Origin of the sequence: Mesorhizobium sp. (assembly GCF_005063415.1) — a bacterium.
GTDB lineage: Bacteria > Pseudomonadota > Alphaproteobacteria > Rhizobiales > Rhizobiaceae > Mesorhizobium.
Genome location: NZ_SUEG01000073.1, coordinates 1 through 10483 on the forward strand (window position 1 = coordinate 1; position 10483 = coordinate 10483).

Consider the following 10483-nt stretch of genomic DNA (forward strand, 5'->3'; position numbering starts at 1 on the left):
ATTCGGCCAGCGAGCGCCTGCCGGCCGCGGTTTCGGGCTTGGCCGCGATCGCCATCCTGGCGCTTCTGATCATCCTCGTGCGCGAGTTCATGGCGATTGCCCGCCTTGCCGAGGTCGAAAAGTTGCAAAAGCGGGCGCTCGATGCGATTGCCCGCGACGATCCGAAGGCCGCCCGCGCCGTGGTCGACGAGTTGTCGGCATTTGTCGCGGCCAAGCCCGAAACGGCGGCCGCCCCGGCACGCTTGGCTTTTTCCGCCTGGCGCGCAGCGTTCTCGCCCATCTCGCGGTCACCGGGTCGATCGCCGTCGGCGACAGTTTCGTCCAGCAGATTGTTGGCCACGGCCTTGCCGCCCGGCTCTCGGCCAAGCTCGGCGAAGGCGTCGTCAACGGCATGATGACTGCGCGCATCGGCATTGCAGCGATGGAAACCGCAAGGCCCCTGCCCTTTTACGCTGTCAGGCGGCCCGGATTGGGCGATTTCCTCTCCGCGCTGACCTCCTTTGCTGCAAAGAAAGAAAAAGAAACATCCGCTTCCGGAACGTGACTATCGCCTTGGGGTGACAAAGCATTAACCAATCTTGTCCATGGTCGGAAGCGTCCAAACCAGTCTCTTTGTTGCCGGGTGTCGTCGATGAAAAGCGTTATTCTGTCCAGCGGGCTGCCCGTGGCGCTCGCGCTTGTCGCAACCGTCGGCATTGCCGGAAAGACCTCGGCGGCGGAACCGGACAAGCAGTTCTTTCGATCGGTCGAAGGCAAATGGGTCGGCCCAGGGGAAATCGTTGCCGGCAAATACAAGGGCACGAAATTCACCTGCAGCTTCATCGGCTCGACGCCTGACGGCAAGGTTGGCATGTCGCTCGACGGCGGCTGCCGGGTAGGCATGTTCACCCAGCAGATGTCGGCAACGATCGAACACAAGGGCCGGCAGGGCTACAAGGGCAGCTTCATGGGCGGGGCCGCCGGCTCCGGCCTCGACATTATCGGTGGCAATGTCGTCGATGCGCACAAGGTGGTTTTCACCATAAATCGCAATCAGTTGCGCGGCGTTATGCAGGCGCTTGTCCCCGACGACAATTCGATGACGGTGACCGTTGCCGTGCGCGTCGACCAGCAGCTGGTACCGGTCATCGGCATGAAGTTGAAGCGGATCGATGCAGTTGAGGTCGGCTCCATAACTCCGAACTGACTTTCAGCGTGAGAAAGGCGGCGGCCAGAGGGCGCCGCCCTCTTTTGATTTGCAATTAAGTGCTCAGCCCTTGATCGCGGCAATCACCTCGTCATAGGCCTTGCAGGCCTCGGCCGCTGTCGTGCCGCCCTGATATTTGGTTGTGACCGCCTGGACCTTGGCCCCGAGGTCGGCTGCCTTGGCTGGATCCTTGGTAATCGCAGCCTGAAGTGCCGCAGTCATGTCCTGGGCCTTCTTGGTCAGTATCTCGGTCGTGCACTCGGGTGCTTTCGAACAGGCCGAGCCGGCAAGCGCCGCGATGCCAACGGCAACCAGCAAAAACGTCTTCATGTCAGTCATCTCCTCAAAAAGGGCTGCGACTTGATCGTCGCTCACCCTCCACTGGCCGAAGCCGGGCGTCCTTAGCGCCGGATCGCTGGAACAAGCAACGCCAGGCACCCCATTATCCTGTGCAGCGCGCCTGCAATATCGCCTTCACAATGCGCCGCATTCGCACTGTTCGATCCGCCTCGAAGCCCCTATCTTGGCCGCTTGACTCCCAAGAGAGCGGAACGGCAGGCATGGCGGCAGAGGCATCCAACAGCGATCTGATTCAGGTGGTGGCGCTGCTTGCCGCCGGCGTCGTTGCGGTACCGATCTTCAGGCGCATGGGACTCGGCTCCATCCTCGGCTATTTGGCGGCCGGTGTCGTGATCGGACCATTCGGACTGCGCATCTTTTCCGAATCGGAAGCCATTCTTCATGTCGCCGAACTCGGCGTCGTCATGTTCCTGTTCATCATCGGGCTGGAAATGCAGCCGTCACGGCTATGGGGCCTGCGCCGCGAGATCTTCGGGCTTGGCGCGCTGCAGGTCGGCGTCTGCGCGGTTCTGCTGACCGGCGTCGGGCTGGCGGGAGGTTTTCCTATCGCGCAATCCTTCGTCGCCGGCGCCGGTTTCGTGCTCACCTCGACGGCAATCGTCATGCAATTGCTGGAAGAACGCGGCGAACTGGCCACGCCCAAGGGCCAACGCATTGTTTCGGTCCTGCTTTTGGAAGACCTGGCCATCGTGCCGCTGCTGGCGCTGATCGCCTTCCTCGCGCCGGGCGGCGCCGATATGAGCCTGTCGGATCGGTTGACGGAGGTCGGCATCGGCCTTGCCGCGATCGTCGGGCTGGTGGTTGCCGGGCGCTATCTGCTCAATCCGTTCTTTCGTATCCTGGCGGATGCGCGCGCCCGTGAGGTGATGACCGCTGCCGCCCTTCTGGTCGTTCTCGGGTCAGCGCTCGCCATGCAGCTTTCCGGCCTGTCGATGGCGATGGGCGCCTTCCTGGCCGGCGTGCTTTTGTCGGAATCGACCTTCCGCCATCAGCTGGAGGCCGACATTGAACCTTTCCGCGGCATTCTGCTCGGGCTGTTCTTCCTCGCCGTCGGCATGTCGCTCGACCTGCATGTGGTCGTCGTCAACTGGCAGCTCATTGCCATCTATGTCGTCGCCTACATGGTGATGAAAGCGATCGGCATCTATATCGTCGCCCGCGTCCTCAAAACCGGCCACCGGGAAGGGCTCGAGCGCGCGGTCTTCATGGCGCAAGGCGGCGAATTCGCCTTCGTCCTCTATTCGGCAGCGGCGGCGGTCGGGATCATCGATAGCCAGGCCAATGCGATGCTGACCGCCATCGTCATCATTTCCATGGTGCTGACGCCCTTGGCGATCATAGCCCTGCGGTATCTGACGCCACGCGACGAGCAGTCGCTCGAAGGCGTGGATGTCGCCAACGGCCTGACCGGCAGCGTGCTGATCATCGGCTTTGGCCGGTTCGGCCAGATCGCCAGCCAGCCGCTTTTGTTGCGCGGGATCGACGTATCGATCATCGACAATGAGGTCGAAATGATCCAGGCGGCAGCCGATTTCGGCTTCAAGGTCTATTATGGCGATGGCACGCGGCTGGACATCCTGCGGGCCGCGGGAGCCGGGCGGGCACGCGCCGTGCTGATCTGCGTCGACAAGCCCGATGCCGCCGTGCGCATCGCCGAGCTGATCAAGGCGGAGTTTCCCTTGCTGACGGTGCTGGCGCGCGCCTTCGACCGCGGCACGGCGTTGCAGCTCATTCGTGCCGGCGTCGACTATCAGCTCCGCGAGACGTTCGAATCGGCGCTCGTCTTCGGCGGCTCGACACTTGAAGCCCTCGGCGTCGATCCGGAAGAGGTCGCCGAGGTAGTCGAGGACGTCCGCCGCCGCGATGCTGCCCGTTTCGAACTTCAACAGGCCGAAGGCATTCGCGCCGGGCGGCGTTTCCTCAAAGGCAATATTGGCACGCCCATCCCGACGCCGCTCAGCACACCACGGCGCGCGGGCCAGGCGCTCAACGAAGAGACCGCCGGCGTGCTGCAGAAATCCGAACCGGCCGATTAAACCTTGGAACGACGCGAATGATGAACGAACTGGACGAGCGCGCTCTCTCCGTCACCGGATTCTGGCGCGACGCGGGGGAGGACGCGTGGTTCGAGAAGAACGACGCCTTTGATATCGACTTTCGCACCCGGTTTTTCGATCTGCACTTCGCCGCCGCCCGCCGCGAATGCGACGGCTGGTCTGAACACGCCGAAGGGTCGCTGGCACTGATGATCCTGCTGGACCAGTTTCCGCGAAACTGCTTTCGCGGCACCGGCCACATGTACGCTACGGACCCGCTGGCGCGGCATTTCGCCGGGAAAGCGATCGCCGCCGGCCATGACCTGGCGCTCGACGAAAACCTCCGCGTCTTTCTTTATTTGCCCTATGAGCATTCGGAGGACCTCACCGATCAGCTCAGATCGATGGAGCTGACCGCCGCCAAAGCCCCCTCCTACCTGAAATATGCGATCGAGCACCGCGACATCATCCAGCGCTTCGGCCGTTTTCCGCATCGAAACAGGATGCTTGGCCGCGAGACGACACCGGACGAACAAATGTTCCTCGACGGAGGTGGGTTTTCCGGCTGACTTCGGGCACCGATGGCGGCAGCGTCAGGGTTTCCACCAATCCTGACCTGACGGTAGCCGTTCAATGCCCGATGTGTCGACGGCGGCCAGCCGCTCCGACACGCTCTTGCCGTCGACCACAAGCTCCGGCGCAATTTCTGCCAGCGGCGCCAGCACGAAGGCGCGCTCCAGCATGCGCGGATGCGGCACCTCCAGTCCGGTCTCGTGGATGATGCGGTCGCCGAACACCAGAATGTCGATATCGATCAGGCGTGGACCCCAGCGCTCCTCGCGCACCCGCTTCAGTTTTCGCTCGGCGTCGAGGCAAAGGTCGAGCAAAGCCCGCGGCGCGAGCGCGGTCGAGATTTCGGCCGCCGCGTTGAGGAAATCCGGCTGATCGAGCTTGCCCCAGGGCGGCGTGCGGTAGAGCGACGAAACGGCAATGACGCGCGTGCTCTCGTCGGCATCCAGAATGCCCAGTGCCGCAGCCATCGACTTTGCCGGATCACCGAGATTGCCGCCAAGGCTGAGATAGACGGTATTATTCTGGCCAGACAACGGTCACCTCGACATGATCGAGCACACCCGGCACCGGGGCATTCGGCTTGCGCACCGTGATCTCGGCCTTTTTGATCTGCGGAAACCGCGCCGTCAGCGCCCTCGCCACTTCGAGCGCCAGCGCTTCGATCAGAAAGCGCCGCTCGCCGGTAATGATCTTCTCGATGACCGCAAAAGCGATGCCGTAATTGACGGTGTCCTCGATGGAATCCTCGACCAGCGCCCGCCCGGGATCCACCGTGAGTGCCGCATCGACATAAAAGCGCTGGCCGAGCGTCTCTTCTTCGTCCAGCACACCGTGCCGGGCAAAGAAGGCGCAGTTCTTCATGCGGATGACATACATGGCTCAGCTTTCCCCGATCTCACGTGCCAGCATAGCATCGGCGATGGCCAACGCGTCCACGTTGATTGCGACATCGTGTACGCGAAAAAGATGCGCGCCTTTGAGCCTCAGGATTACGCTGGTGGCTGCGGTTCCGGCGCCCCTTGCGGCCGCGTCGCGGCCGGTGACGGTGCCGATAAAGCGCTTTCGCGATGTGCCTGCCATCAGTGGAAAACCTAGCGCATGAAGCTCGGAAAACCGTGCCATCAGGTCAAGATTTTCCGCGGCCGTCTCCTTGGCGAAGCCGAAGCCCGGATCGAGCACGATATGGTCGTCGGCAACACCGCTCCGTCGCGCAATTTCCAGCGACTTCCTGAGGAAGAAGAGCTGATCGGCAATCACGTCGGGCAGTTTCTGCCGGTCCCGTCCCGTGTGCATGATGACAAGGCCGGCGCCGGTTTGGGCCGCGACGCGGGCAATGCCCGGTTCGCGCTGCAGGCCCCAGACGTCATTGACGATATGCGCGCCGGCCTGGACGGCAAGCTTGGCCGTGTCCTCGCGGTAGGTATCGACCGAGATCAGCGTTTCGCCAGACGTCGCGAGCGCCTCGATGACCGGCAATATGCGGGCCTGCTCTTCCTTTGCGGAGACCGCAGACGCCCCGGGACGTGTCGATTCTCCGCCGATGTCGATGACGGAGGCGCCCTCCTCCACCATGCGGCGCGCCTGGGCCACCGCTTTTTCCGGCACATCGAACAGGCCGCCGTCGGAAAAACTGTCCGGCGTGATGTTGAGGATGCCGACGACCATGGCCTTGCCGCCAAGGTCGAGATGGCGTCCGTGCGCCAACTGCCATCGCCCTGTCATCATTGCCCATCAACCATGTTCGATCCCGCGGCGTGGCCGGGGATCAATTCCGTTGCGCCGGAGACGGCGGTAAAGCAAGGTGGGGAAAGAGGCAACACGATGAAACGATCCCTCCTCTGCGCCCTGATGCTCGCTCTGACCGCATTCCCGGCCGGCGCTGCAACTCTCGTCAAGACATATAGTTATTTCCCGATCGGCGGCAGCACGCTCGACGACATCGAGACCCAGCTGTCGAAACTCGGGCCTCAGGTGAAAAGCACCGGGTCGCGGCATCCAGGCGCTACCCAGATGGCGTTCACCACCCGCGTCAGCTATGCGCAAAAGCCGGGCTCGTGCTGGATTGCCGACGCTGTCGTCACCGTCAAGGTCAAGGTCATCCTTCCCGAGTGGCGCCGTCCGCGCAAAGCCGATGCCGGCGTCAAGCTGTTCTGGGATACGTTGTCCGCCGACATCAAGCGCCATGAGGAACGCCACGTCGAGATTGCCAAGAACCATGGCCGCGAACTCGAAGACGCCTTGAAGGCGAGCTACCCGGAAAAGACCTGCGAACTGGCCAAGGCCAAGGCCGCGAAAATTACAGCGGCCATGCTTGCCAAGCACGACCAGGAGCAGATGCGCTTCGATCGCGTCGAAAGCGTCAATTTCCAAAGCCGTATCCTGCGGCTTTTGCACTATCGCATCGAGCGCATTGAGAACGGCCGGCTCGCTCCCGGCTGAACTCCGCGTCGAACAAAAGCCAATTTTGCCGAAGCATGGTGCCAGCTTCGAAAAACTTTCGAGCCGCTGTCGAAATCGGCCTATAGCGAACGACATATGCCAGGTTCGCAGGGATCAGCCTCCGGCAAACGCCAATCGGCGTACTAGATGCTTCCCAGCCCGTCGCGGAAGTGCACGCAGGCATAGTGGATGAACGGACATGGACCAGGCTATCGACAAGCAAGCGATGGTGCAAACCAGCACCCCGCTGACCGAAACCGAGAAAAACGCCATTATCGGCGGCGTGCTTTTGTCGATGCTGCTGGCGGCGCTCGACCAGACCATCGTTGCGCCGGCGATGCCGACGATGGCACGTCTGCTCGGGCATGCCGAATATCTGCCGTGGATCGTGACCGGCTATCTGCTGACCGCGACCGCCGTGGCGCCGCTCTACGGCAAGATCTCCGACATCTATGGTCGCCGGCCGACCGTCTATGCGGCAATCCTGATCTTTCTCGCCGGGTCGTTGGTCAGTGCCATGGCGCCCAATATGCTGATTCTTGTCGTTGGCCGGGCGATCCAGGGCGCTGGCGGCGGTGGTCTGTTCGCGCTGACACAGACCGTGATCGGCGACCTCGTGCCGCCGCGCGAGCGGGCCCGCTACGCCGCCTGGATCTCGGGCACCTGGGCCGTCGCCAGCATCGCCGGGCCGCTGCTCGGCGGCACCTTCGCCGAACATCTGCATTGGTCGCTGATCTTCTGGATCAACATCCCGCTCGGCCTGCTGGCCATGGCGATCATCAACAAGCCGCTCAAGAAGCTGCCGATCGCCGCAAAGCATCACCGCATCGACGGCCTCGGCGCGCTGCTTCTGGTCGCGGCCACCTCGCTGCTGCTGCTTGCCTTGAACTGGGGCGGCAGCGAGTATCCGTGGCTGTCACCTGAAATCCTTGGACTGCTCGCCTGCTCGGCGGTGTTCTGGAGCGCGTTCGCGCTGCGGCTCATGCGCGCGGCCGAACCGCTGATCTCGCTCGAAGTGCTCGGCAATCCGATCGTTCTCGCCGGCACGCTGTCGATGTTCCTGCTACAGGCCGCCAATGTCGGCTTGTCGGTCTATCTGCCGGTCTACCTGCAGTCGGTCGTCGGCCTGTCGGTCAGCGAATCGGGCACCGCGTTGCTTGGGCTGATGCTCGGCACGGTGGCCGGTGCGACATTCAGCGCGCGAATGATCGCCCGCTTTTTCCACTATAAGCGCATTGCCATGATCGGCACCGTTTTCTCGATCCTGTGCCTCGGCGTGCTCAGTCTGGTCGCCGGGAATGCCTCGCTATTGCTTGTCGAGGTGTTGACGACCTGCGTAGGGCTGGGCACAGGCACGACCTTTCCGGTTGCCACTGTCTCGGTCCAGAACGCCGTCGATCGTATGCACCTTGGCGTGGCGACCGGCGTTCTCACCTTCCTCCGCTCGCTGGGCAGTGCGCTTGGCGTCGCCATGCTTGGTGCCGTCGCCCTTGGTTACGGGCTGCCGCTGGCCAGCGAAGGCACGCAGCCGGCCGGCCATATCGCCTCCGCCACACCGTTCGTGATGATCTTTCTTGCCGCGGCCGCGACCTTGCTGTTGTCGTTCATCACGCTCTGGCTGATGCCGGAAAAAACGCTTCGCGGCCATGCCGAGGCTGTGGCCCCAGCCCTGGCGGAGTAGACCGGCCCGACGAGCGTATAGCGAGGTTCAGTCGACCACGCCGAGCTTCTTGTGCAGACTGGTCGACGAGGTCGTATACTGGAATACAATGCGCTCGCCGGGGCTGACGATGCGCTTGGCTGCCTGCGCCATCAAGGCGACCTCATGGAAGCCCGACAGGATCAGCTTCAACTTGCCGGGATACCAGTTGATGTCGCCGACGGCGAAGATGCCGGGCACCGACGTCTGGAATTTTTCGGTGTCGACCGGGATCAGGTTCTCGTGGAGATTGAGGCCCCATTCGGCGATTGGGCCGAGCTTCATTGTCAGGCCGAAGAACGGCAGCATCCGCGTACACGGCACTTCGATATCGCCCTCCGGCCCCTTGATGATGGCGGAGGCGAGTTGGCCGTCGTTGCCGGTCAGGCCAGTCACCTGTCCAACCTGGAATTCCAGCTGCTTCATCTCCTGCATGGCATACATCTTGTTGACGCTGTCGGGCGCTGCCCGGAATTCGGGCCGCCGGTGCACCAGCGTCACGCTCTTGGCCACCGGCTGCAGGTTCAGCGTCCAGTCGAGCGCCGAATCGCCGCCGCCGACGATGACGAGGTCATGGCCGCGAAAGTCCTCCATGCGACGCACCGAGTAGAACACGCTCTTGCCTTCATAGGGTTCGATGCCCGGAATCGGCGGCCGCTTCGGCTGGAAAGAGCCACCGCCGGCGGCGATCACTACTATTTTGGCTTCGAACACCTCGTTTTCGTCGGAAGTGACGCGGAAGCTGCCGTCCTCCAGTCTTTCCAGGCTCGAAACCATGCGGTTATAAGTGAATTCGGGCTTGAACGGCGCGATCTGCTCAAGCAGCTTGTCGACCAGACCTTGCGCCGAGATCGAGGGCCAACCCGGAATGTCGTAGATCGGCTTTTCCGGATAGAGTTCGGCGCACTGCCCGCCGGGCCGGTCGAGTATGTCGATCAGATGGCACTTCATGTCGAAGAGGCCGAGCTCGAATACGGCAAACAGGCCGACAGGCCCTGCCCCGACAATGAGTACGTCCGTCTTGGTGATAGCGGTCATGGAGCATGCGCCTTTAAGGGAAAACGGCGCGACACTGCATGACCATTGGTCCGCTGCCAAGCGGCAGCGGCAAAAATCGGCTTCAGCCCTGGCGGGCCGGCACGCGCACGACCAGCCCGTCGAGGGCATCGCGCACCTTGATCTGGCATGACAGCCGCGAGTTCGGCTGGACCTCGTAGGCGAAATCCAGCATGTCCTCTTCCATGGCTTCCGGCTCGCCGACCTCCGCCGTCCAGGCTTCGTCGACATAGACATGGCAGGTCGCGCAGGCGCAGGCGCCGCCGCATTCCGCTTCTATTCCCGGCACCGCATTGCGGATCGCATTTTCCATGACGGTCGAGCCGTTTTCGGCATCCACGTCAAAATGCGTGCCGTCATGGGCGATGAAGGTCAGCTTGGTCATTTGTCACCTGAAGGGAGTCTGAGCCGACATAATCACTCTGCCGGACAAGTCAACTGCGGCGCGAAAGCGCCGCTGCGTGGCGTTTTGGGAATAAGTTCTATCGGCTGATGGCGGCGACGAAGTCGCGCACTTCTTCGATCAGCGAGCCAAGCCGCTTCAGCGTGCTGGCGTCTTCGGGCCGGCATTCGATCGCACTGGCGCAATCGGCAATGGCGAAGGCGCCGACACCGCGCGCCGAGCCTTTGAGCCCGTGTGCCAATAGCAGCCGCTGCCTGACATCCGCATCGACGATCTTGTCGCGCACCGACAGCGCCTGCTGCACGAACAGGGCCAACACCTCCTGCTCGAGGCTCCGATCGCCCATCGTCTGGCGCGCAAGATGAGCCAGGTCGATCGGCCGCGCCCCGGCTGTCCCCGACACGTCGCCGCCGGGCATCGAGAAGGCAATGCCGTTTTCGCCACGTATCACTTTGAGACTCCGTTCTTCGACCGCCGCAAAAACTAGGCGTATCCGGTGGACAACGGGTTAATGATTGACCCGGAAAAATGTCGCGATAACGGCGCCGGAATCACGGCTGTGTTAACCTTATATTTAAAGTTTTACGTATCGGGCGGAATGCATGTTTTCTTTACCCGGCTGTGTCATTACGATACGACAGGTCCATTTTCAGCCTCCTGCGCGGGACACGCTAGGCAGAATCAATAAGCAGAACCATAAGTCCCGCCGCAGCTTGTACAGGGTAGCGAAG

At 62.4% G+C, this 10483-nt stretch carries 12 protein-coding genes and 1 pseudogene; 6 read left to right on the forward strand and 7 right to left on the reverse strand.

The features are described from left to right. A pseudogene (locus E5W70_RS19155) lies at nt 1-544 on the forward strand (DUF697 domain-containing protein); the annotation flags it as partial. Between the two features lie 87 nt (nt 545-631). Then, on the forward strand, nt 632-1186 hold the full coding sequence (locus E5W70_RS19160) for a hypothetical protein (RefSeq protein ID WP_023674843.1): 555 nt from the start codon (nt 632-634) through the stop codon (nt 1184-1186). 63 nt (nt 1187-1249) lie between these two features. Here the strand turns inward: E5W70_RS19160 and E5W70_RS19165 are convergent, their stop codons facing one another. Then, nucleotides 1250-1516, reverse strand: a complete 267-nt coding sequence (locus E5W70_RS19165; protein WP_292660884.1) for a hypothetical protein — start codon at nt 1514-1516, stop codon at nt 1250-1252. Between the two features lie 230 nt (nt 1517-1746). On the opposite strand from E5W70_RS19165, the gene E5W70_RS19170 reads away from it, so the two are divergent. Together E5W70_RS19170 and E5W70_RS19175 are read left to right on the forward strand one after the other, a co-directional pair. Then, entirely contained in the window at nt 1747-3582 is a 1836-nt protein-coding gene (locus E5W70_RS19170) for a monovalent cation:proton antiporter-2 (CPA2) family protein (protein ID WP_292660886.1), read from the forward strand. A 20-nt stretch (nt 3583-3602) separates the two neighbouring features. Further along, nucleotides 3603-4151 carry a DUF924 family protein gene (locus E5W70_RS19175; protein WP_292660935.1) on the forward strand — a complete coding sequence of 183 codons (549 nt, stop codon included), beginning with the start codon at nt 3603-3605 and terminating at the stop codon, nt 4149-4151. A gap of 24 nt (nt 4152-4175) precedes the next feature. On the opposite strand, the gene folK is transcribed toward E5W70_RS19175, so the two are convergent. The 3 genes from folK to folP are packed head-to-tail and all read right to left on the reverse strand — an operon-like array spanning nt 4176 to nt 5880. Continuing rightward, nucleotides 4176-4688, reverse strand: a complete 513-nt coding sequence (folK, locus tag E5W70_RS19180) for a 2-amino-4-hydroxy-6-hydroxymethyldihydropteridine diphosphokinase (RefSeq protein ID WP_292660888.1) — start codon at nt 4686-4688, stop codon at nt 4176-4178. Continuing rightward, nucleotides 4672-5031 carry a dihydroneopterin aldolase gene (folB, locus tag E5W70_RS19185; RefSeq protein WP_023674838.1) on the reverse strand — a complete coding sequence of 120 codons (360 nt, stop codon included), beginning with the start codon at nt 5029-5031 and terminating at the stop codon, nt 4672-4674. Before folB ends, folK begins: the two co-directional genes overlap by 17 nt. A 3-nt stretch (nt 5032-5034) precedes the next feature. Beyond that, nucleotides 5035-5880 (reverse strand): dihydropteroate synthase, encoded by an 846-nt coding sequence (gene folP, locus E5W70_RS19190; RefSeq protein WP_292660891.1) that lies wholly within the window; start codon nt 5878-5880, stop codon nt 5035-5037. A gap of 96 nt (nt 5881-5976) precedes the next feature. Between folP and E5W70_RS19195 the strand changes: the two genes are divergently transcribed. Both E5W70_RS19195 and E5W70_RS19200 read left to right on the forward strand, forming a co-directional pair. Further along, nucleotides 5977-6594, forward strand: a complete 618-nt coding sequence (locus tag E5W70_RS19195) for a DUF922 domain-containing protein (protein ID WP_292660893.1) — start codon at nt 5977-5979, stop codon at nt 6592-6594. A 199-nt stretch (nt 6595-6793) separates the two neighbouring features. Then, nucleotides 6794-8275 (forward strand): MDR family MFS transporter, encoded by a 1482-nt coding sequence (locus E5W70_RS19200; protein ID WP_292660897.1) that lies wholly within the window; start codon nt 6794-6796, stop codon nt 8273-8275. Nucleotides 8276-8302: 27 nt separating this feature from the next. Here E5W70_RS19200 and E5W70_RS19205 read toward each other — a convergent pair whose 3' ends face one another. From E5W70_RS19205 to E5W70_RS19215, 3 genes are all read right to left on the reverse strand, one after another. Continuing rightward, on the reverse strand, nt 8303-9331 hold the full coding sequence (locus E5W70_RS19205) for an NAD(P)/FAD-dependent oxidoreductase (RefSeq protein ID WP_292660900.1): 1029 nt from the start codon (nt 9329-9331) through the stop codon (nt 8303-8305). Nucleotides 9332-9413: 82 nt separating this feature from the next. Continuing rightward, nucleotides 9414-9734: a 2Fe-2S iron-sulfur cluster-binding protein gene (locus E5W70_RS19210; RefSeq protein ID WP_023674833.1), complete on the reverse strand. Its 321-nt coding sequence runs from the start codon at nt 9732-9734 to the stop codon at nt 9414-9416. 97 nt (nt 9735-9831) lie between these two features. Next, the gene (locus tag E5W70_RS19215; protein WP_292660938.1) at nt 9832-10200 is read right to left on the reverse strand and encodes an Hpt domain-containing protein; all 369 of its coding nucleotides are present in this window, start codon (nt 10198-10200) and stop codon (nt 9832-9834) included. Between the last annotated feature and the right edge of the window lie 283 nt (nt 10201-10483).

Bases quoted from the DNA above. Each gene is read 5' to 3' on its own strand.
- E5W70_RS19160 (WP_023674843.1), top strand. From the start codon at position 632: ATGAAAAGCGTTATTCTGTCCAGCGGGCTGCCCGTGGCGCTCGCGCTT.
- E5W70_RS19165 (WP_292660884.1), bottom strand. From the start codon at position 1,516: ATGAAGACGTTTTTGCTGGTTGCCGTTGGCATCGCGGCGCTTGCCGGC.
- E5W70_RS19170 (WP_292660886.1), top strand. From the start codon at position 1,747: ATGGCGGCAGAGGCATCCAACAGCGATCTGATTCAGGTGGTGGCGCTG.
- E5W70_RS19175 (WP_292660935.1), top strand. From the start codon at position 3,603: ATGAACGAACTGGACGAGCGCGCTCTCTCCGTCACCGGATTCTGGCGC.
- folB (WP_023674838.1), bottom strand. From the start codon at position 5,031: ATGTATGTCATCCGCATGAAGAACTGCGCCTTCTTTGCCCGGCACGGT.
- folP (WP_292660891.1), bottom strand. From the start codon at position 5,880: ATGATGACAGGGCGATGGCAGTTGGCGCACGGACGCCATCTCGACCTT.
- E5W70_RS19195 (WP_292660893.1), top strand. From the start codon at position 5,977: ATGAAACGATCCCTCCTCTGCGCCCTGATGCTCGCTCTGACCGCATTC.
- E5W70_RS19200 (WP_292660897.1), top strand. From the start codon at position 6,794: ATGGACCAGGCTATCGACAAGCAAGCGATGGTGCAAACCAGCACCCCG.
- E5W70_RS19205 (WP_292660900.1), bottom strand. From the start codon at position 9,331: ATGACCGCTATCACCAAGACGGACGTACTCATTGTCGGGGCAGGGCCT.
- E5W70_RS19210 (WP_023674833.1), bottom strand. From the start codon at position 9,734: ATGACCAAGCTGACCTTCATCGCCCATGACGGCACGCATTTTGACGTG.